This is a genomic window from Paenibacillus lutimineralis (genome assembly GCF_003991425.1).
Lineage (GTDB): Bacteria > Bacillota > Bacilli > Paenibacillales > Paenibacillaceae > Fontibacillus > Fontibacillus lutimineralis.
The window spans coordinates 1,195,017-1,217,430 of sequence record NZ_CP034346.1; the positions used below are offsets into that span (position 1 = coordinate 1,195,017).

Annotated in this window: 15 protein-coding genes; 10 read left to right on the forward strand and 5 right to left on the reverse strand. The window is 46.2% G+C overall.

Going from position 1 to position 22,414, the window contains the following annotated elements:
* Positions 1–88 precede the first annotated feature (88 nt).
* Both EI981_RS05105 and EI981_RS05110 read left to right on the forward strand, forming a co-directional pair.
* The gene (locus tag EI981_RS05105; protein WP_227011697.1) at positions 89–1,489 is read left to right on the forward strand and encodes an MATE family efflux transporter; all 1,401 of its coding nucleotides are present in this window, start codon (positions 89–91) and stop codon (positions 1,487–1,489) included.
* 190 nt (positions 1,490–1,679) lie between these two features.
* On the forward strand, positions 1,680–3,113 hold the full coding sequence (locus tag EI981_RS05110) for an alpha/beta hydrolase family protein (protein ID WP_126996014.1): 1,434 nt from the start codon (positions 1,680–1,682) through the stop codon (positions 3,111–3,113).
* A 60-nt stretch (positions 3,114–3,173) separates the two neighbouring features.
* Here EI981_RS05110 and EI981_RS05115 read toward each other — a convergent pair whose 3' ends face one another.
* Positions 3,174–4,118 carry a MerR family transcriptional regulator gene (locus tag EI981_RS05115; protein ID WP_227011698.1) on the reverse strand — a complete coding sequence of 315 codons (945 nt, stop codon included), beginning with the start codon at positions 4,116–4,118 and terminating at the stop codon, positions 3,174–3,176.
* Between the two features lie 197 nt (positions 4,119–4,315).
* Here EI981_RS05115 and EI981_RS05120 point away from each other — a divergent pair, with 197 nt between their 5' ends.
* On the forward strand, positions 4,316–5,770 hold the full coding sequence (locus EI981_RS05120; protein WP_126996016.1) for an alpha/beta hydrolase family protein: 1,455 nt from the start codon (positions 4,316–4,318) through the stop codon (positions 5,768–5,770).
* 29 nt (positions 5,771–5,799) lie between these two features.
* Here the strand turns inward: EI981_RS05120 and EI981_RS05125 are convergent, their stop codons facing one another.
* Entirely contained in the window at positions 5,800–6,744 is a 945-nt protein-coding gene (locus EI981_RS05125) for a MerR family transcriptional regulator (RefSeq protein WP_418789038.1), read from the reverse strand.
* A 127-nt stretch (positions 6,745–6,871) separates the two neighbouring features.
* Between EI981_RS05125 and EI981_RS05130 the strand changes: the two genes are divergently transcribed.
* The 3 genes from EI981_RS05130 (at position 6,872) to EI981_RS05140 (ending at position 11,075) form a co-directional block, all read left to right on the forward strand.
* A complete protein-coding gene (locus tag EI981_RS05130; RefSeq protein ID WP_126996018.1) occupies positions 6,872–9,136 on the forward strand; it encodes a hypothetical protein in 2,265 nt (754 codons plus the stop codon).
* A gap of 34 nt (positions 9,137–9,170) precedes the next feature.
* Positions 9,171–10,172, forward strand: a complete 1,002-nt coding sequence (locus tag EI981_RS30070) for an SMI1/KNR4 family protein (protein ID WP_335926321.1) — start codon at positions 9,171–9,173, stop codon at positions 10,170–10,172.
* Between the two features lie 96 nt (positions 10,173–10,268).
* Positions 10,269–11,075, forward strand: a complete 807-nt coding sequence (locus EI981_RS05140; protein WP_126996020.1) for a nucleotidyltransferase domain-containing protein — start codon at positions 10,269–10,271, stop codon at positions 11,073–11,075.
* A gap of 66 nt (positions 11,076–11,141) precedes the next feature.
* Here the strand turns inward: EI981_RS05140 and EI981_RS29385 are convergent, their stop codons facing one another.
* The 3 genes from EI981_RS29385 to EI981_RS05150 form a co-directional block, all read right to left on the reverse strand.
* Positions 11,142–11,303, reverse strand: coding sequence for a hypothetical protein (locus tag EI981_RS29385; protein ID WP_227011700.1), 162 nt, complete (start codon positions 11,301–11,303; stop codon positions 11,142–11,144).
* Positions 11,303–12,010, reverse strand: coding sequence for a hypothetical protein (locus EI981_RS05145; protein ID WP_126996022.1), 708 nt, complete (start codon positions 12,008–12,010; stop codon positions 11,303–11,305). Before EI981_RS05145 ends, EI981_RS29385 begins: the two co-directional genes overlap by 1 nt.
* Positions 12,011–12,192: 182 nt before the next feature.
* Positions 12,193–13,134, reverse strand: a complete 942-nt coding sequence (locus EI981_RS05150; protein ID WP_126996024.1) for a helix-turn-helix transcriptional regulator — start codon at positions 13,132–13,134, stop codon at positions 12,193–12,195.
* Positions 13,135–13,239: 105 nt separating this feature from the next.
* Between EI981_RS05150 and EI981_RS05155 the strand changes: the two genes are divergently transcribed.
* From EI981_RS05155 to EI981_RS05170, 4 genes are all read left to right on the forward strand, one after another.
* Positions 13,240–15,531 (forward strand): ATP-binding cassette domain-containing protein, encoded by a 2,292-nt coding sequence (locus EI981_RS05155; protein ID WP_418789039.1) that lies wholly within the window; start codon positions 13,240–13,242, stop codon positions 15,529–15,531.
* Between the two features lie 63 nt (positions 15,532–15,594).
* Positions 15,595–15,942, forward strand: coding sequence for a DUF7173 family protein (locus tag EI981_RS05160; protein WP_126996026.1), 348 nt, complete (start codon positions 15,595–15,597; stop codon positions 15,940–15,942).
* Between the two features lie 412 nt (positions 15,943–16,354).
* Positions 16,355–17,248 carry a stalk domain-containing protein gene (locus tag EI981_RS05165; protein WP_162616089.1) on the forward strand — a complete coding sequence of 298 codons (894 nt, stop codon included), beginning with the start codon at positions 16,355–16,357 and terminating at the stop codon, positions 17,246–17,248.
* Between the two features lie 281 nt (positions 17,249–17,529).
* Positions 17,530–22,398 carry a S8 family serine peptidase gene (locus EI981_RS05170; protein WP_126996030.1) on the forward strand — a complete coding sequence of 1,623 codons (4,869 nt, stop codon included), beginning with the start codon at positions 17,530–17,532 and terminating at the stop codon, positions 22,396–22,398.
* The last annotated feature ends 16 nt before the right edge of the window (positions 22,399–22,414 follow it).

Here is a 22,414-nt window from a genome sequence, read left to right on the forward strand (position 1 = left end):
CAACAAGAGTGGTATAATAGGACGGCATAACCCTTTTTTAAGAAAAGAAGCAATTAGACAGAAATAATGCCAAAGAAGTGATAATGCGATGAATAGTGCCAGTACCATGTCTAGCTTCAAGCGGAAATCGGTATTTCTGCTGAATAAGTATTTTACGGGGGAAGTCCTCGATTATAAACAAATTATAGCGATCATTATTCCAATCCTGGTTGACCAGGCTTTTATTATTTTGATGAGCTTATTGAATACAGCAATGATCAGTTCCTCCGGAGTCGCTGCGGTTAGTGCCGTGAGCATGGTCGATTCCCTGAATATTTTTCTTATTAACGTATTCGTAGCTGTAGCTACCGGTGGTACTGTGATCGTGGCGCAATATAAGGGCAGAGGGGACAATGAGATGGTCTCTAAATCTGCCGCTCAAGCTATATCTGCGGTAGCGATTATATCTGTATTCATTAGTGCATTTGTCGTTATTTTTCATGTACCGACTATAAATTTGCTGTTTGGTCGCGCGGATGCGGACGTGCTCCAGAGCGCGAAGATTTACTTGATCGGCAGCTGTATCTCTTACCCGTTCATAGCTATATTTCAAGCGGTTAACGGAGCACTTCGTGGCGTAGCAGAGACCAAGGCATGTCTCGGTCTGTCGTTGATCATGAACATTACTTTCCTGGTTCTGAACGTGTTGTTTATTACGGTTCTAGACATGGGGGTAATGGGGCTCATTATTTCAATGCTAACGGCCCGGATTCTCGGGATGGTTACTTCGCTGATCTATTTGCTGAAATACAACCAGACACTGCGTTTCCGTATCCAGAATGCTCTTCGGTTGAATTGGTCCATTCTGAAGAAAATTATGATCATCGGGGTTCCGTTCGCAGCGGAGCAGATGTTCTTTAACGGGGGTAAGCTGCTAACGCAGACCTTTATCGTACAGCTAGGAACGTTAGCTATTACTGTGAATGCGATTAGCGGCTCCATTTCGCTGCTCTTCCAGATTGGGGCCAACGCTTTGAGTATCGCTGTTGTTACGGTAGTTGGTCAATGCATCGGACGAAGGAATATCGCTGACGCGAGGAAGTATGTCAAGTCATTCCTTGGGCTGTCTAACGTGTTCTTCATCATAGGGGATATCATTCTGCTGCCGTTGTTCCCGTTAATCGTCAAGCTGTTCTCGCCACCTGCGGAGATCATCCCGACGATCTTCCAGTTAACCGTTCTAATTGCTGTCGCACAGCCATTGTTTTGGTCGTTTAGTTTCATTACGCCATCGGCGCTGCGGGCAGCTGGAGATTCCAATTTCACCTCGATCTCCTCGCTGCTCTCGATGTGGCTGCTTCGCGTCATACTAGGATATTTGCTCGGAATTACACTTGGCTTCGGAATCATGGGTGTATGGATCGCCATGGTTACGGAATGGGTCGTTCGGGGCTCGATGTTTATGTGGCGTTTCAAAGGCGAAAAGTGGTACAGCCGGAAGTTGATTTGATAGGAACGTCTGATATGGATCGAGGTCATTCGGAATATTAAATTTAATTATTGTTAGCGAAGTCGCTGATGCTGGGATTAAGGGCATCGGCGATTTTTTTGATTTCTAGGGGTTGAACCTCCAGCTACTGGAGGTTGTATGCTTGGTTCGAGCAAGCAGCAAGAACAGTATACAAGGAGGTTTTATATTTATGAGATCTATTGAAATGGTATTAACGATCTTAAATGTTTTATTGCTCGGTTGGATCATATTTGCGAGAACCAAGACACAGCGAGGACTGCTCATTGGATTTGGTGCTTCTGCTATTGTCGTACTGGTGCATGGGATCGTTGAAGGCATGCGTTGGCAGATGATCCCGGTCTATGCCTTGACTTTGCTCCCAATTCTGGTGTTGGCATGCAGGCGGTTATTCAAACCGTTGAAAGAGAAGGATGGCAATAAGAAAAGATCCCGTATTCAATGGATATTCACGATGGTTCTGGCCGTACTATATTCAGCTATCGCCATCGCGCTGCCAATCCTATTGCCAGTCTTCACATTCGAGCAGCCTACAGGCCCGTATAAGGTTGGTACGGTTACTTATGATTGGAAGGATGAACAACGGGAAGAGACCTTTACATCGGATCCTGGTGATAAACGTGAGTTGATGGTGCAGATCTGGTACCCTGCCGATTCACAGGCAAAAGGTCGTACAGCACCTTACATTTCAAACGCGGATGTTTTCGCCGAGGGATTCAGTACGATTCTGAATCTACCGAAGGCTTTGTTCACAACGTTCGGCTATGTGAAGACGCATGCTATCGAGTCTGCTGAACTGTCTCAGGAGGAATCGACCTATTCAGTACTCCTGTTCTCCCACGGATTTAGTGGACACAAGAATCAGAACACCTTCCAGGTCGAGCAGCTAGCCAGTCATGGTTATATCGTGGTTGGGATCGACCACACATACAGCAGCACAGCATCTGTCTTTGCAGATGGTCGGGTGGCTCCTTATGTGCAGCAGGATTTGAACTCAGGCACCTACCTGGATCAAGCCAATCCTGGATGGGTAGAAGACGCGAAGTTTGTGCTCGATCAAGTGGAGAAGCTGGCGAAGAACGATCCCGATAACCGGTTTACAGGACGAATGGATCTGCAGAATGTGGGGATGTTCGGTCATTCCTTTGGCGGAGCGACGAGCACGCAGATGCTCATGGAGGATGAGAGGATCAAAGCAGCCGTGAATCTGGATGGCATCTTGTACGGCAAGCAGAGGATTCCGGCAGGAGGGTTAGAGAAGCCGTTCCTCATGATGAGTGCGGATGGATCGCTCAATAGCGTACAGCAAATACAGGAACCCGAACTCAGACAGATGATGGAAGGATTGATTGCAAGGTATGAGCATGTAGCGGAAGGTGGCAACTACTGGATGAAGCTCAATCATATGACGCATATGGGCTTCACGGATTTGTACCTGCTCTCGCCGCTGTTTGAGCAGATGGAGGGCGTGGATGTACGGCAGGCCCACCGCCTTATTAACGAGTACTCCCTGGACTTCTTCAACCATTATTTGAAACACCAGCCACTGCAACTGCTAGAGAAGAACATTGGCGAACATCCGGATTTTACGTTGCAAAAAGGTTAAGTCACATTGGACATTGGAATCGTTGAGGGCGCTTGGCCCTCGATGATTCGCAAGGAGAGATTACTTCTGCCGAATCCTCCATTGAATACCTTTATACAAAAGGAGGTTCCCTTTATACAACTGATGGTACTGTGGACTGATGATGGCGCATAACGTATTGCACCGTTCCAGATGCTTGGTCTGGGTGCTCTCGAAATATTCGACATAGTGTCGGAAGAAGTCTTCATCTGGGTCAAGCTGATCTGAATTCGTGTACAGTATGGCCATATCTTCCACAATGGACTGAACAACCTTGCTGTCCGCAGTGCATTTATTTTTCCAGGCATGATTCAATCGCTCCTGAATATGTTCCAGTTTATTTCTCCAGGTTTCAGCGTTATAGCGAGGCTGTTGCACAATCCGTGAGAAGCCCAGCTTGACTTGCTTAAGATCTGCGATAAATTGAGGATCATTCATGAGCTCTTGCAGCTCCTGCCAGGCGGCTGTCTGCTTGGCCGATGTCTTGGGTTGATGAACGACGTACTTGTTGAAATGATATAAAAGAGGGTCTCTCCACTCGCTGGGGATGCCCTCGAATAAATTGGCCTCCTCAACTTTATCCGCGATAAACTGTTTGCGATTCTCGATATTGATGGTCCGAGCGTTCACCAAATCGTGGATGTAATGGAGAGAATCGTCCCCACGCGCCTCTGCTTGACGCAAGATGGATATCATATTCGCGATTGTGTTCGCCTGTGTCTCCAGGGACTCGATCTGCCACGCCAGCGCTTTCTCCACGGTTAGTTCTCCCGCAATCAACTGATGAATTTCATCGATACCAAAATCTAAGTAACGCAAAGTGTTAATGAGTTCTAACCGCCAGATATCATCTGATGTATACAGCCGATGCCCGCCTTCGGTATATTCGGTAGGTTTGAGCAGCCCGATTTCATCGTAGTAACGGATCGTTTTGACACTAGACCCCGTCATTTTTGCAACTTCGCCGATAAGATATTTCTTGTCCACATGATACACCCCCTGTTTAAATCAGATTATGTACGCCAGTTCAATGGCCTCCAGTCTTCTACGGTATTATCCTAGATTCGTTCCAGTATACACCTGTCCTTGCGGTTTGAAAAATGAGTGTTGAATGTCCCCTTAGGGGAGGTTTTATGCTTGGATTCAGCAAGAAGATGGAACAGAAAAAGAGGAGGCTTTATGTTATGAGGACTTTTGAAATGTTGTCCGCAATCTTGAATATTTTATTGCTGGGTTGGTTGATATTCGCCAGGAACAGAACACAGCGAGGATTAATCCTAAGCGCCGGCATTTCAGCGCTATTCGTACTACTGCATGGGCTTATTGAAGGCATGCGGTGGCAAATGATTCCGGTCTATGGGATTACGCTTATCCCGTTCGTGCTCCTGACCGTAAGGTATTTTTACAAATCAAAAAAAGCAGAAAAGAAAACATCCCGGATCCGGTTGACTCTAATTACGGCATTGGCTGTACTTTATTCCTTCATTGCTGTGGCTTTGCCACTCTTGCTTCCGGTATTTTCCTTCGAGAAACCGACGGGTCCATACAAAATAGGAACCGTATCCTATGCTTGGAAAGATGATAAACGGGAGGAACTCCATACACCCGAACCAGGCGATAAACGAGAATTGATGATACAGATTTGGTATCCAGCGAGTGAAGACGCGAAGGGAAAGAAGGCACCTTACGTTTCTCACCCGGATATTTTTGCAGAGGGATATAGCGCAGCTTTGCATATGCCAAAACTACTGTTTACGAGCATTGGCTATGCCAGAACGCATGCGATTGAAGCAGCAGAATTATCTGATCAGGAACCAGCCTATCCTGTGCTTATTTTTTCGCATTCGTTAAACGGGACGAAGAACCAAAACACATTCGAGATTGAACAATTAGTTAGCCATGGTTATATCGTGGTGGGCATTGATCATACGTACCGGAGTACGATATCCGTGTTCCCTGATGGCCGTGTTGTGCCATTTGTTCCTCAAGAGAGCAATACAATTGACTATCTCGATAGAATCAACGAGGAATGGGTGGAGGATGCGAAGTTTGTGCTCGATCAAGTCGAGAAACTCGCCAAGAGTGATCCAGACCATCGTTTTACGGATCGGATGGATTTGGAGCGCATCGGCATGTTAGGTCATTCCTTCGGCGGGGCGACCACCACGCAAATGCTTATGACGGATTCACGAATCAAAGCAGCGATCAATATGGATGGTGGACTCTATGGCAAGCTTCGGATTCCGGCAGATGGACTGAAGAAGCCGTTCCTGATGATGAGTGCGGACGGTACTCTGGCTGGCACTACACATATGAGCGACGAGGAAATCGCTTCTCAAGGCACAACACGGAAGGAACTGGACAAGTTTTTTGCAGATACATTTGCTCGGCAAGCGTCTGTAACCATAGGCGGCAACTATTGGATGACCATCAAAAACATGAAGCATATGGGTTTTTCAGATATGTATTTGATTTCACCATTATTTGAGAGGATGGAGGGCGTCGATGTAACAAGCGTACATCGGTTGATTAACGATTACACGCTGGATTTCTTTGACCATTATTTGAAACAACAGCCGCTTAAATTACTAGATCAGAATATCGGTGACCATCCGGAGTATTCATTGCAGAAAGGCTGAGGGCTATTTGCCCTCGGCTTTTTTGTTGATTACAGCTGCTTGAGTTTCCATTGTATGCCTTGCAGCAATAACTCGTTTCCTTTAGCGAACAAGCGGTATTTGGGGCTCAAGGTGGAGCATAACGTGCTGAACCGTTCAATTCGTTCTGTTCTCGGATGCTGCGAATATTCAGCAAAGTAGCGAAAAAAATCCTCCTGGCTCACGGATTGTCCAGAGCTCGCATATAGCATGGCCGTGTCCTCGACAATCTTTTGAACGTAAGGACTTTCGGCAGATTGCTTTTGCATCAAAGCCGTATTTAACCGATTGTGAATTTCCTCAAGTTTTTTGACCCATCTTGCTGCATCATAATGAGGCCGATGGACCATGTTGAAGAATAGAAATTCATCGTTTTTAAGGTCGGCTATAAACTGAGGATCGTTCAGGAGCTCCTGCAATTCATGCCAAGCAATCGTTTGTTTGGCCGATATTTTCGTTTGATTGATAATGTGTTTGTTAAAGTTGTACAGGAATGAGTTTCTCCATTCCGCCGGAATGCCCTCTAGAAATCGGGACTCTTCTACTTTTTCAAGGATAAATTGCTCACGTTTCTCTGTGTTGACGGCTCGTGTGGTCACCAGATCATAAATATATTGCAAGGAAGCCTCGTCTTGCTCCTTCGCTTGCCGCAGAATGGATAACATATTCGTGAGTGTGCTCATTTGTGTCTCTATAGATTCAATCTGCCAGTCGAGTGCTTTGTCCAGCGGTATCTCGCCAGAGAGCATCTCTTTAATCTCATCGATCCCGAAATCCAGGTATCGCAGGGTTGTAATTAGCTCTAAGCGCCATAGATCGGAAGACGTGTACAACCGATGTCCACCCTCTGTATATTCTGTGGGCCTAAGCAGTCCGACCGTGTCATAGTAACGGACGGTCTTGATGGTAGTTCCGGTCATTTTTGCGGCTTCCCCGATGGAATATGTCTTGTCCAAGGATGACACCCCCTGTTTGCATTATACTACCTACGCCCCATAACAGAGGTGAGGCTATTCTGCTATGATATAATAAATATACCTATAAAAGGAAGGTTTCTATATAGAGAGATAGGGAGAGGATCGGATGAAGAGAGGAATTACGCTACTGTTTAATCTGGTGTTTTTTATTCCGACCATTATTTTAAGTATCATGGTTTGGGTGGATTATACGGATCAACTTGATGCTAACTTGAATAGGGAGCTTACATCCGAACGAGAACTGTTCTTTCTGGACCGAGGTAATAAAGTTCTTGGGATTACGCATGATAGTGACAGCGGACTGAAGGGTGAACTTTACGATGTTAAAACAGAGAAACTTATTAAAGAGATACCCCTCTATTCTAATATACATAGCCAGATTGTATCCGCATATCAGAATGGCCGTTTGATTCTGGTTACGAATAATGCTGAAGATCAGCTTGAGATGAATATGATCGATTCTGAAGGTGGCGTGCAAGAACTGGCGCAAGGGAAGCTGGAGATCTCTGGATTTATAGATAATAATGTGTTCTCCTGGCTGGGGAAAGTCATAGTCATGGGGACAGAGGGGGATAAAACTCCCTATATTGCTGAGATTAATCAGGGGAAATTGCAGAAGGTTGAACTGAACAATAACCAGTTACTGCCCTCCAGACCAACCTATATGCGGCTAGTTCAGGGGAGCTTCGAGAGCAGTGCGGCTATGCCGATGTTCGAAGTAGATCTTCATGATGGCCGGACGGCATATGTAAGCGGGGTGCTGAACGATCAGGGGCTTCCACTAACATATGTCAAAAAGGGTGAAGAGAGCTCGTTCGATGCCGAAGACCGTGCTGCTCACCAATTTGCGGAACAGTATGGCCGGGACCAGACTAGCCTGCTTAAAGTGGATTCCGATTATCCCGAACAAGTCCGGTATTATGATGCGGCAGCAGAGAAATGGGGCGCTGTACTGCCAACCCCGATGCCAGTGTACCAGGCGAAGCTGTATCTGCTGAACGATGAGGAGACTCTGATTGCTGGCTCCAACACGAAGGATGAGGCAGAAGGGCATGTTCTCGGATATCTGTACAATGAGAAGACGAGAGAATTTACGGATGTATCCGCGATCGTGTCCATGCTTACTTATGACAATCTGAACGATAGGAAGCTGCATTTTTATAAAGATGTTGGGGATGACCTGCTGTACTATTCCAATTCGACGGCTTCTACCGCATGGATGAATGTGCGTGAGGGAGCGTTTGGGCTTCTCTACCAAGAGAAAGTCCAGCAATGGCAGCATCATAGGGAAGAAAATCATAGATCCTTCCAAACCTTTATGGATTATTTCAAGCAAGGAGACGGCCTAATTATCAACTGGGTGATCTGGATCATCATTCCGCTCGTTCTGTTCGGTGCATTGGCCATTTTACCGCCGATATTGCGGGCGAAGCATAGACGAGGATTAGAACAGGGGGTTACCCTCACAGGAACGATCACGCAAATGTCCCAGACAGGGACATATATCAATAACCAGCCGCAGGTTCGCTTCATGGTACGTTTCCTGGATGAAGGCCAGACGAAGGAAATTGCGATCAAGAAGGTCATTTCACATATAGATCGTATACAGGTTGGTGACCAGATTCTCATTAGTTATAACCGCAGCAAGAACAAGGCGATGATTCTTAATGCAGCAGATGCGGCGGAAAGTGTGAAGCCGAGAACTATTGAAGAAGCAGTGCTGACTAAGATCGATTTTATTGGAACGGCGCAGCGGGGAAGTGCGTTAATGCTTCATTTTGAAGCTGCGGGCCATGCATATTCCATTCCTGTCGTGCAGGCGGCGGGGTTCGAATACCAGACTGGGGAGAGAGCAACGCTCATCCAGGTCGGAGAGCAACCCCGTCTGCTCGAATATGGAAGTTTATCGGCACGGGCCCGGAGTACAGCGGAGAGACTTACACTTCAGGGCGAGATTACGCGAATTCAGCCGTGCGGGGTTACGATCCAGGATCGGCAGTTAATGGTGCTTGAGGTGCTGATCAGTCATGGACAGGAGCGGATCCGCAAGGTAAACAGCGAGTTTGTACCTCGGGGGCTTAATGTGCAGGCCGGCTCTATCATCCAGGTATCTGTGAGAAAAGAGGAGCTTGATAGAGAAGTGCGCCTGCTTCAAGGCAGACAAGGAGGTGGGAAGGTGACATCCGTCGAATTTGCCGGTACTACCGGAGACCGTCCTTTAGCCCGCATTACTGTCCGGCGAGGAGACGAGGAATATTTGATCGAACAGTCGATCGAACCCGTGTATGGGGTTGAAGTTGGGGATGAGCTATGGATCGCCTATGATGAACATACGCGTGAAGCAGTTATTGTGAATTATGCTGTGAATTAAAGTCCTGTTGCGTGAGATTGGGGAGGGGATGAACATGGATACTTCAAATGCCATTCACTTGTTGAAGTGCCACGCTTATGCGCATGATGATGTGCATTTGCCGAAAGCAGAGAATGGGTTCCTGGGCAGTCTCCGGCCGTTCCAGGGTGAGCTGAAAGAAGAAAATTTGCATGAAATGATGGTTGTTATACGTGCGCTTGCCACCAAGCTTGGTGAGCCTGCGCTGGACCGTGAGATCGTATCATGCTTGTGGACTATTTGTAAGCTCGGACGCGCCTGGGCAGTGGAACCGAATGGGATGCTGCGTTCGAACGGTTTGATTACAGAGGAGCAAGTCGAACGTATGGAGAATTGGCTGGATCTGATCTCCTATGCCGTTATGATTCTGCTGGACGACGGGGGCGAGGAAGAAGCATTTTGGGGCTATCGTGAATATGTCTCAGAGCAGCTTGAACCTCTAATGGCAGAGCTGGATCATTTGCTCCAGGAGAAAGTAGTAGAGGCTGAAATTCAGGAGCTGCATGGCGAGTACAAAGAGCTGGCAGGAGCCAGTGAAGAGAGCTTGGCCGCGTTTGAGAGGAAATTCGATGTGCTTCTGCCTGAGGATTTTCGCAGCTTCTATCGCCGCAAGGACGGCAGTGGATATGCGTTTCACATTCTGTATCCAGGGGATGCCGATGCGGAAGAGTGTGTTCCCTACTACATCATGTCCCTGGCTGAAATGGAAAAGACCAAGGGCTATTTCTGCGAACGGGATGAGCTGTTGGCGCAGTATTATTCCGAAGAAGAGATTCGGGAACTTGCCCCAGAAATTAAGCCGTATTTATTTTATAGAAAATGGTTTCCGTTTGCGACGATGGCCGGCGGCTCTCTATATTTAATGCTCGACCTTGATCCTTCCGACCAAGGTACATATGGGCAGATTATCAGTTATGTGCATGACCCGGATTTTGTATATTATGTTGCCGGTTCCTTCACAGATTTGCTTCGCGAGTCGAACCGAAATTTGAGTCTGATGGAAGAAATCGAGTATTAATCCGGCTGAGCTGCCGATGGCATCGAATCACTGGCGATTCATTCCCGAAGGAGCTGGAAACTTCTATTTTCTTAGGAGAGCGGAGGAGGTGGTTGTTTGAGACAGATTATTTTGGATGAGATTTTTAAAATTGAGCAGGAGCACCAAGTCAAAGTCTTGTTTGCCGTGGAATCGGGCAGTCGGGCTTGGGGATTTCCGTCGCAGGATAGCGATTATGATGTGCGGTTCGTCTATATTCATCGGCCGGAATGGTACCTGTCTATTGATGAGAAACGGGATGTCATCGAGCTTCCGATTAATGAGCAGCTAGATATCAGCGGCTGGGATATCAGAAAAGCGTTGAAGCTGTTCCGTAAATCGAACCCGGCTTTTCTGGAATGGCTCGTGTCAGATATCCAGTACTATGAAGCCTATGGGTTCAAAGAAGAGATGATCGCGATAAGAGACCGTGTCTTCTCTCCTCAAGCATCGGTCTATCACTATCTGCATATGGCGAAAGGGAACTTTCGGGAATATCTACAGGGCGAGCAGGTGAAGATTAAAAAATACTTCTACGTGCTTAGACCGATTCTTGCTTGCCAATGGATTCAAAAATACAATACGAGTCCGCCGATTTTGTTCCAAGATCTGGTTCGAGACCTGGTGACTGAGCCGGAGCTTCGGGCAGCTATCGAGGATTTGTTGAGCAGGAAACTAGCTGGAGAAGAACTAAATCTCGAGCAGCGGGTTGATGTCATCAATGAATTTGTTGAACGAGAGATTGAGCATATAACAGAGTATGCTAAATCGGTACAAGCTGATCTTGAAGATCCAACAGAGCTTCTGGACGAGCTGTATCGGAAGTATTTGCAGATCGTTTATCAAGCCGCAGATTCTCCATATGTTAAAAATTCTGATCATTAAGTAGCAAAAGCCCACTGACCAGTTGGTCGTGGGCTTCATTTTCTTCTGATATATTAAATATTATTACTATTTCTGAATCAAAGCATTGACATCATCGCTGAAGGCTTCGCTGTACTGCTTGAATAGTCCTGTATCGAAACCTGAATCGTTAGAGTTTGCTTGAGGTGGGTTCTGCTTAACATATTCATACATGCTGTCGATTTCTCCGGAAAGCTTAGACCAAATCACTACTCCTTTTCAATCGTAGATACCGTAAAGAAAATCGCGTTGGTTACGCCTCCGATAACATTATCAAAGGAGAATATTTCAGTTGGAACACCGGTCATAGTAACATAATCATCCTCTAGAATATCACCTGTTGAACTCAAGTAAATTCCAACTAGGGAGTTACCGTATTCATCCATGATGTGTATAACAGCCATTGTTCCATAATCCGTTTCGTCCTCTTCAATATCTATAACATATCCACTAATGGTTACCATTTTATCTAAATATGGATTGATATTTTTGAATAAATGCTTTGTTGTAATACTTGCATCTGCTTCGGATTCAGCAGTTTTTTTCGTTTTAGCGGTTACAGCTGGGAAAAGCTCGCTATGATCGACTAAATAGTTATAAGTTTTTTCATTGAGCTGACCTCCTTCGGTCAATTCAGGAACAATTAGTTCCATAATGTCAGCGATTTCGGTCTTTTTGGAGTTCCCTTTTGAAGTGTTTGAGCTTTCAATCTCCTCAGCTTCTGTTCCCTTTTCAGCTAGCTCTTTTTTTAATTTTTCAGTCTCCGCCTTTAACTTCTCGTTCTCCTCTTCAATCTGCTTTTGATTGTTTGTATTACTAGAATTACTATGACTAGCCTCTTTACCGACGTTATTTCCACAAGCTGAAACAATAATGGCAAGAATCAGGGCTAGCAATGATACTGACAATCTCTTCATTCGTTACTTCTTCCTTTGTTTTCCTCATCGGCTGAGGGATTTGCTAGGTTCTATGTAACATTATTCTACATCAAAAGACATAAGTTGGCGATATGTGGAATTTATTCATGCTATCACCAATCGAAAAAAGACTACTTAGCCACGGGTTTTTTATGATATGGCCGTTATCGAATCCTCGAAGTTCATTGATAATGCCGCAACAGATCCTTCGCATGACAACGAATGTGATCGATGATTTCCTGCGGTTCGATGACCCGTGCTTCCTTCCCCAACTGGGCAAAAAATTCAGCGGTGAAGGGAATTTCATTACGGTCGATCACCATGTCGATCAGGCCGACGATTCCACCCTCTCGCTCCTTCTCGAGCAAGATAGGCTGGTACCAAGGTTTGCTTCGGCTTTTCCTTATTCCCTCCCGGGTTAATTCCACTACCAGACGGACCGGCGAGGAGATGGTATAACTCTGTAGCCATTCCCTTAGTTCCGTCCCCACCGTATACGTGTCCTCCGAAACCGTTAATGACAAAATACGGTCCACTCGAAACAGTTGAATTCTACCGGCGTCCATATCATAAGCAGGCATATACCATAAGCCATCATTCGTATAAATGCCGATAGGCGCCACACTTCTCTCTTTATCGCTGTTCTTGGACTGATACCCCATAGTGATGATCCGGTTCTCGGCAGCGGCTTCGATCAGTTCTTTTAAATAAGGGGCGAGTAGGCCTCGCTTCGGACTCCAGAAGGATAGCACAGTTTCCAGTTGGCTAATCTTCCTCCTGGTATCCTCCGGCAGCGCTGCAAGGAGCTTTCTTGAAGCCGATTCGATATCAGCGTCAAAGGGCAGTGATTCGTAGAACGCGAGCGACCGGAAGGCGAAGAAGATGGATAGGACTTCGTTCTCATCGAATAGAACCGGCGGAAGCACTCTGTTTTTAAGCGTACGGTACCCTCCGTTGCGGCCTTGTTCCGTGTATATTGGCACGCCCATTTCACTGATCTCCATTAAGTAGCGATGCGCGGTACGGACGGAAACTCCAAACTCATCGGCGACCTCCTGGGCGGTAAAACTTCGTCTAGAATTCACGTACATAATCAGATCAAACAGCAGCTTGGACTTAGACATGGTCTCCCCCAAATTAGTAATTTAAACAAGACAAGAATTGTCATGTTAAAAGTATATGCTATTCCTTACAAACGTTCAAAAGACGAAGAAGGAGTGCATTAACAAATGCCCAGCATGAGTACTAATGACAAGATCAAAGTGATGGGAGCACGTGAAAAAAATCTGAAGCATATCAGCGTAGACATCCCCAAAAAGCAGATCACCGTATTTGCCGGCGTCTCTGGCTCAGGAAAGTCAGCGCTCGTGTTCGATACCATTGCTGCAGAATCGCAGCGCCAATTAAATGAAACCTATTCGAGCTTCATCCGCCATCGTCTTCCTCATTACGGGCATCCAAATGCAGATGCGATTGAGAGCCTCCCGGTTGCCATTATTATCAACCAGAAGCGCATTGGCGGAAATTCAAGATCTACGGTGGGCACCATCACAGACATTTACTCCTTGCTCCGCCTACTATTCTCCCGGATTGGCCAGCCTTACGTCGGTGAAGCGGAAGTCTTCTCCTTCAACAACCCGCAGGGGATGTGCCCGAGATGCGAGGGACTTGGTATCGCAAAGGAAATGGATACGCAGCAATTGATTGACAGGGAGAAGTCGTTAAACGAGGGAGCGATCCGTTTTCCGACCTTCCGGCCCGGCGATTTCCGTTGGAAGCGATACGTCTGTACCGGATTATTCGACAATGATAAGAAGTTGAAGGATTATACGGAAGAGGAATGGGATACACTGCTGTACAAATCAGGCTTTAAGCCTCCTCATCCAACAGAAGGATGGCCAACAACCTCGCTGTATGAGGGAGTGATACCCCGCATCACCCGCAGCTTCTTGAGCAAGGACTCCAGGGACTCCAAGTTATATAAGGAGGAGATCGAGCGTGTAGTGAGGCAAGGCGTATGCTCGGAATGCCAAGGCACAAGACTGAATGATGAGGTGCGGGCAAGCCGAATCAACGGGAAGAACATCGCCGAGTGTACGGAAATGCAGGTTAGCGAGCTGATTGATTTTATGCATACGATTCAAGCTTCGGCAGCGGCGACCATGGTGGAATCCATCATGCTTCGTCTGCAGCAGATGCTGTCCATCGGCCTTGGATATTTGACCTTGAATCGGGAGACCGCGACCTTATCAGGCGGCGAATCGCAGCGAATCAAAATGGTGCGGCAGCTAGGGAGCAGCTTAAGCGATCTGGTGTATATTTTCGATGAACCGAGCATCGGCCTGCATCCGCATGATATCGATCGGATCAATATGCTTCTTAAGCGATTAAGAGATAAGGGCAATACCATTGTCATCGTTGAGCATGATCCAGATGTAATTGCGATTGCTGACCATGTGATAGAGATGGGACCGAAGGCAGGAGCTCAGGGCGGGAAGGTAGTATATGAAGGTGATCTTCCAGGTTTGCTGAGGTCGGGCACGTTAACAGGAACTTTTTTAAATCATAGGCCCGCCTTTAAACAGACCTTAAGAAGTCCTGCCGGTTGGTTACCCATCCGTAATGCTAACTTGCACAACTTGAAGAATGTGTCTGTTGATATTCCTATCGGAGTGATGACCGTGATCACCGGAGTAGCAGGATCGGGTAAAAGCACGCTAGTGAACCAGGTGTTCAGAAGTATTGCCCCGGATGCGGTTTATATCGACCAGGAGCCCGTTCACGCTTCGAATCGTTCCAATATCGCTACCTTTACCGGCATGTTTGATCTGATCCGAAATCTGTTCGCGGCTAATAGTCAAGCAGAGCCATCCATGTTCAGCTTCAATTCGCGCGGGGCATGCCCGGAATGCAAAGGAACGGGGAGGATAAGCACCGATTTGGCCTTTATGGACTCCATTGAAACGGTATGTGAAGCGTGCGAGGGTCGTAGATTTAACAAGGAGGTTCTATCGTTTCTTTGGCGTGATAAAAATATTAGCGATGTGCTGGAGCTGACGGTAGATGAAGCTAGCCGATTTTTTACGGAGAAGAATATCCTACAGATTCTAGCGCGCCTGCAATCCTCCGGCGTTGGTTATATGTCGTTGGGTCAGTCCCTAAGTACATTGTCTGGGGGAGAACTGCAACGGGTTAAGCTGGCTAAGGAGATGGAGCGTCGCGGTGAGGTCTATGTGCTTGACGAACCGACGACAGGGCTTCATATGTCGGATATCCGGAAGCTGCTAGCAACGATAGAGGGGCTGGTAGATCAAGGCATTACCGTTATAGTGATTGAGCATAACCTTGACTGGATGACGCAGGCGGATTGGATCATTGATCTGGGCCCGAGGGCTGGACAAGAGGGCGGAGAGCTCGTCTATACGGGAGAACCGCAACATATCATTCATTGCGAAGCATCGCGGACGGGTGAATACCTGAAGCGATATTTACAGGGGGGAAGCGGGGTGGCGTTTGAGTAGAATTCACGTTTGTCCTAAATTCACTGTCTCTACATATATATGTGTGGAGGAGAGTGAGGCGAAATGGATAAAATAGTGAAGCAATACTACCAGCTTAAGCAGCAGCAGAAGGAAATCGAGCAGCAATTGTCGGAATTGCGGGGGGAGATTATTAACCACTGTAATGAACAAGGTGCATCTACGCTGGAGATCGGGAATTACAAAGTGAAGATAGTGCAGCAGGAACGTAAAGAGTTCGACGATCAGAAGCTGTATGAGGCGCTGCCGGACCCCGAAGTATGGCGTATGCTATCTAAAGCAGACCCGTCCAAGGTCACCAGCTTGATCAAGCTGAAGGTGATCTCCGAAGAGAGCATAAGAAATACTTTTTCACTGAAAAATATTACGTTGTTGCAAGTAGATAAGAAATAGAATAGATTCACGGCAAGAGGGGCTTAGGCTCCTTTTTTATGGCCTTACCTTATTAGTGCTTATGGAGTGCTGTCCTACATAGTCTGTCTGAACATCAATAAAAGGAAGCAGAGAACCTATAATCATTGATATTATTGCCTTAGTCCAAGTAAGAAAGGGTTTAAATCCCTTAATCTTGCTTGGGCTTTTTATATATAATGTCAAAGTCATGGGAATTGAGTAATGAAATGATAGAACAAATCTTTAAGTTTGATAGGCTTCTTGATCTATGACGAGTGCTAGATACCGACATCATACCCTTCTTACTATGTCGAAAATAGGATGAAAGTAGCAAAAAATGGCTTGGGAAATAGAAGGGTTGATGGTATATTTTTGTATATGTATTTACAATATTATCAAATGGAGGAGAATTATGAAGATTAAAAAGAAAGTTTTTGTCGCATCATTGGTCGCATGTGGTTTATTATCTTCAGCTATTACCGTAGGAGCAGCAACGGGGATTCAGAAGATTCAGGCTGTTCTGAACCATAATATTACGTTTGAACTGGATGGTTCCTCCTGGACACCGCGTGATCCAGATGGCAAGAAGCTGTCGGCTCTCGTGTATGACGGCTCTACATATGTTCCGTTACGCGCCGTTTCCGAAGCGCTTGGTGCAGAAGTGAACTGGAATGGCAGCGCTCAGAAGATCATCATTAATAGCAATGGTGGAAATGAGGGCATCCCATATAAGGATGGGCAGAATAACGGAAGCAGCAGCTCAAGTTCGAGTAGTAATTCAGGATCTGCCAGCACGGGTTCCAACAGTAGTTCCAGCTCAGGCAGTTCATCTTCTAGCAGCATGGGATCTGGCGTATTTACATATAAGAAAGATTTTAATGTGAATACAGCAAAGGATGAGCTGGCAAAGGAATCTATTAAGGTCATTAAATTATATGCAGATGCATTGAAGTCGGGAAATATGAGTGAATTGAACGCCTATGTTGACGCGCATGTAGCGGAGAAGGATTATACCAAGAGCAACGCTCTAGGGAGACAATTTTCAAAGGATTACTTGAAACAGATGGTTGATAGCAGTCGTGATGCTAATGACAAGTCAACACTCAATGATTATAGCAGTGCTTTAAAGAACCTAACTGTGTCTAATATCCAGGACCCAGAAACTGATAAGCGGGATACTTCAGCAAGCTTTACCTATTCCTTTAACCCGGAAGGATTTAATTATACTGGACTAATCAAAGTCTCTTTCAAATTTGTTACCTTGTCAGATGGAACATATATTCTTAGCGGTGTCAGTGTTGTATAATCATTGAAACTATGAGAAACAGCCCAAGTAAGATAGGGATTAGCCCTACCTTGCTTGGGCTTTTTTGTCTGAATATGTCCAGCAAAGCCCTGGTTTTCATATTTAGACAAGGAACAAGCTCATTTAATAGCTAGAAAAGGAGAGAATCGTCGGATTTTAGTCTATTATCCCGATAAATATAGTTGTAATAATAGAAGGAAAATTGTAGGAAATATAGAATTTACTATAAAACACAACTTTGTTAGCGCATACAATATATTATTTGAAGGAGATGAGAGTGCTTGAAGAGGAGAGTTGTTGGTAGTTTACTGAGCTTCTTATTAGCCTTCACGCTAATATTGCCAGCAGTAGGAGCGCAGGAAGGTATTTCGCCGGATACGGGCGGAGCCAAGAAGATCATTTCGAAGTTAGATCCGAAGGCCATATCGCTTGATGTGAGCAGCCTGGATCAGAACGTAACGCTGGAGAAGCCGTCTAAGACGGATACGTTGAAATCAGCGAAGCGGCAGGCCAATGGACTGCAAATTGAGAAGATAGACAGTCTTGACAAGGCAGCGATTCAACCACAGAACTATGTTCCCCTCTCAGATAGTACAGAACGCATTTCCGTTATCGTAGAACTACAATCCGAACCGGTGAAGGTTTTTGAAGCGAGTCATAAGAATCTGCGGATCGGTGCGGCTGCTATTTCACATCAACTGCAAGTGAAGATAGAGCAGGATACTTTCAAGAAATCAGCGACTAAACGATTAAATGTGGATATTGATCGTGAATATTCCGAAGTATTCAATGGATTCGCGCTTGAGATTGCTGCGGATCAAGTCAAAGATTTGCTGAATATTTCCGGTGTAAAAGCAATTTATCCGAATAACACAGTATATGCTTTGGAGGAGCCGGGTGGAGATTCCACTGCTGCACCGGAAGGAAGCGTGCCGTTTATCGGCAGTGAAGCTTTCTGGAACCAAGGTGTTAAAGGAGCCGGAATCAAGGTAGGGGTAATTGACACTGGCATTGCCCATGATCATCCTGACCTTGCCGATGCAGTAGACCCTAATAATCTGGGTTATGACTTCGTCAATAATGATAACAATCCTTATGAGACCACACGAGCAGATTATGAGGCTGAAAAAGCACAGAATGAAAATACACCTGAATATCATCCAGTAACGGGTAGACCATACTGGACTTCACACGGCAGTCATGTCTCTGGAGTTATTGCGGGTCGTGGTGTGGGCCATGAAGGACAACCAGGGATTACAGGCATAGCCCCAGAAGCGGAAGTCCACGCTTACAAGGTGCTTGGACCTTATGGCAGCGGTTCAACAGCAAATGTAATTGCGGGCATTGAGCGAGCTGTACAGGAAAAAATGGACGTCATCAACCTGTCACTCGGCTCGGAGACGAATAATGAGAGATCTGCCGATTCAGTAGCTGTGAATAATGCGATGGCTACAGGTACGATTACCGTTGTATCCAACGGCAACAGCGGCCCAGCTGACGCTACAGTAACTGATCCGGGAACGGCCGAACTGGTGATTTCCGTAGGCGCATCGAAGCCTCCGTTAGTGACTCCGATCCTGAAGATCGTTGGCTCAGATGGAGAATACAAAGTGGATTCCTTTGATAAATCCCAAGGTATTGAGAATCTTACAGGTTCATATCTGCTTGTTGATGTGGGCTTGGGCAAGCCTGAGGACTATACAGGAAAAGACTTAAGCGGAAAAATTGCATTTATCAAACGTGGTGAATTGTCATTTACCGATAAAGCAGTGAATGCAATTAATGCAGGGGCTGCCGCAGCAATTGTATACAACAATGCGCCAGAAGCATTGGAAAGCGGTACATTAGGCAATGCCGATATTACAATTCCGGTGTACGCTCTTTCGGGCACATACGGTAATCAAATAAAGGCTAAACTCGATGCTGAACCAAGCTTACAAGTTAATTTCACGACAACCATTGAAAAGGATATTATCGCAGGCTTCAGTTCACGTGGTCCATCCAAACCTTCCTATGCGGTTAAGCCGGACATCTCTGCACCAGGCATTGGTATTCGCTCCAGTGTGACCGAATATGAAGGATGGTATGAAGCACAGAATGGTACAAGCATGGCAGCTCCACATATTGCCGGGGCAGCAGTGTTATTGAAAGCGAAATACCCTAATTTGGATCAGTATGATATTAAGTCACTGCTCATGAACAATGCCGTTAAACTCTCCGACCGCAACAATGAACGATACTCTCATATGGATCAGGGCGCCGGAAGAGTTGATCTGAATAACGTGTTGAATGCGAAAGCAGTCGCTGGGGTAGAGGCGAAGACAACTGCCGTTAAGGATGGAGTTGAAGCTCTCTATCATACAGGTAGCCTCTCCTACGGTTATATTAATTACGGCGAGAGCGCTGACCGTAAGGTGGTAGTGAAGGATGTTGCTAATGCGGCTTCATCCTACTCGGTTAGCACTAAGTGGTATGGATCTTCTCCTATTACATTAACAACATCGAAAGCTGTAGTTCATGTATCTGCAGGCGGCGAGGAGTCCTTTACAGTTACAGCTACCGTTCCGGCTAATGCAGCAGAACAGCGTTATGAAGGTGAACTGATCTTGACAGAAGCAGGCGGCCATGTTATTCAATTGCCGATTGCTGTCTATGTCGGTGAAGCTCCAGTAGCTGAGGTTGTTACTAACTTGGAACTGAACCCGAATATTTTCTCGCCGAATGGCGATACGCATTCCGATACAAGCACTATAAGATTTACGATTACCCAGTTTACTGAATATTTCTCGTTAGATGTATTTTCGGCAGAAGGCGAATGGTTGGGTACTGTCATTGAAACCGACGAGGATGGAATCGAGCCTGGAACTTATAATGTAAGTAATTGGAACGGATCTTTCTCTGCACCATCGGGTCAATTAGTGAATCCGTCGGATGATTTGTATTTATTAGTACCATTTGCAGGCAGCTTATTGGATGATCCTGTTCCTGTCGAGTCTCAAGTTACTCCTTTTATCATCGATACGAAAGCTCCTGTATCTAAGCTGGACGATCCGGGTATTGTCGTTGATAAAGGCAATCTGACTGCAACAATTTCCGGCCAAGTTACGGATGATTTGTTAATCCAACTCAAGGACATCATTGGTCTTGAAATAAATGATGTGATTGGGGTTGCTGCCTGGTACGATGATGGCGATAAAGGGCAAGTAGTTGATGGAGAAATCGATGATACGGGGCACTTTACGATTCAAGTACCGATTTCTGTGGGGGACAACTCCTTTGAGGTTTATGTATACGATATTGCAGGCAACGGGTTGATTGATCCAGCCCATATCGTCGATTATAAACTGACTAACATGGTAGCTCCGGCAATTAGTCCGGTCCAGGTTCAGCCGAATGAGCCATTCTCATTAGATGTAGCATTTGACGTAACCGATGCCGTCTATTCGGCTAAATTTGATCTGTTATACAGCAATACATTTACAGATGTGGAAGTTACACCGAGTACCGAGCTGGCAGAGCATCAGGCCCAGCACAATCCAGAAGCTCAGCTGACCGTTACAAATGCAGTGTATGAATATGATCCTGATTTAAGCAGACACGAGTTTTCGATCCGTTTGAATGATGTTGATGGATATAGAGGAACAGGTTCGTTAGCTTCATTCGGTTTTGGCGGAGCGCCTGCAGGACAGTATTCGTTCAAAATAGCAAATCTGGAACTGCTGGATCGGGATGGCAAAGAAATTCCGGTTGAGGTGAGCGATACAATTGAGCTGACCATTAAGCCTGTTCAACAGGCGGAATTGTCAGTATCACCGCAGTCTCTATCCATCAAGGCAGGTACTACGGGTAATGTATCGGTCTCTTATAAAGCGCCGGACGGTTCGATTAACGACGTAACCGAGAAGGCGGCATATACAGTAAGCGACGCCGAGATCGCAACTGTGCAGAAAGGCATTGTGTCAGGCAAGAAGAAAGGCAGCACTACTATTGAAGTTACTTTTGAAGGTCTGAAGGCGACTGTTTCTGTTACCGTGACCGAGTCGAGCTCTGGTGGTGGAAACACTGGCGGAGGAAGCGGCAGCGGTGGCGGTGGCGGCGGTGGTGGAACACCAACTGCTCCAACAACGCCAACCACCCCTCCAGCAAAAGGTACTGTCAAGGAAGCGATCAAAGCTGGCGAGCCGACAGTTCTGAAGCTTGAAGGCGGTCTGACAGTAACGATTCCGGCGGGTGCGATCACCTCGCCAGAGGCCGCATTTGTGCAAGGAAGTATTGCTTCTAAGGAAGATACAGAGGCTTTATTGAAGGGGCTGCAATTAGGCTCAATAATTAAAGCATTTGGTGTATATTATGACTTCGTAGTCCTTGATAAAGATGGGAAGATTATCGAAAATATCTCCTTAAGCAAGCCGGTAGAAGTTTCAATACCACTGGAGACACTCCAGAACGGCGACTTTAACGGCGAGAAGATCAATCTATTCAAGATTGGGGATAAAGGAGAACTGAACGGTCGTACTGCCCGCCTGGTTGACGGCAAAGTGGTATCCCGTCTGAACAGCTTCGGCCGCTATATGTTCATGGCCAAGAATATCTCCTTTATAGATGTCTCGAAGACGAAGTATCCATGGGCAGCTAATGAAATTGAAGTGCTCGCTTCTAAGGATATCGTTACGGGAACGAGTGCGGATCAGTACACGCCTGGCAAACAGGTGACGCGCGCTGAATTCGTCTCCTTATTAGTAAGAACGCTAGAGCTTGGCAAGGTTGAGAACAGCGGGACTCAGTTCAGCGATGTTCAGTCCGGAAGTTGGTTCTATGACGCAGTTCAGGCCGCAGTATCTGCCGGATGGATCAATGGCTACGCGAATAATACGTTTTCGCCAGATCAGAGTATTACCCGTACCGAAATGGCAGTTATTCTGTCCAGAGTGCTGAAGCACCTGGGAGTAACTGAGGGTGTGGGAGCATCCCTTCCAGCCTATGCTGACCAAGCAGAGATCCAGGATTGGGCCAGGGCTGCAGTTGCCCAGGTAGCTGCAATCGGTATTATGCAAGGTCGAGGCGAGACTCGCTTCGCTGGGCTTGAGAATACGACCCGTGCCGAAGCAGCCGTAGTGGTATATCGTATTTTCAAAGGATACACGAAATAAATCATGCAAAAATAAA